The 216-nt window shown below is 64.8% G+C and carries 1 protein-coding gene; it reads right to left on the bottom strand.

What is annotated here, in order from left to right; all coding sequences use genetic code 11:
- Positions 1-216: ATP-binding cassette domain-containing protein (locus tag BCY78_RS24455; RefSeq protein ID WP_139103337.1), on the bottom strand; the 216-nt coding region annotated here is incomplete at both ends.

Raw genomic sequence — 216 nt, 5'->3', positions numbered from 1 at the left:
GCTTGCGGCCGGCGATCGCCAGCGGCAGCAGGATGTTCTCCGCCGCCGTCAGCGTGGGCAGCAGATTGAACTGCTGGAAGATGAAGCCGATCTGGCTCCGGCGGAGCTGGGTGAGGTTCTTCTCGGACATGCCGCTCACCTGCTGGTCACCGACGAAGATCTCGCCCGATGTGACCACGTCCAGGCCGGCCAGACAGTGCATCAGCGTGGACTTGC

The sequence above is a fragment of the Pararhodobacter sp. CCB-MM2 genome (assembly GCF_001691415.1).
In the GTDB taxonomy this organism is placed as follows: Bacteria; Pseudomonadota; Alphaproteobacteria; order Rhodobacterales; family Rhodobacteraceae; genus Pararhodobacter.
Note: the sequence above shows the minus strand (reverse complement) of the source record. Positions and strands in the feature narration are given on the sequence as shown.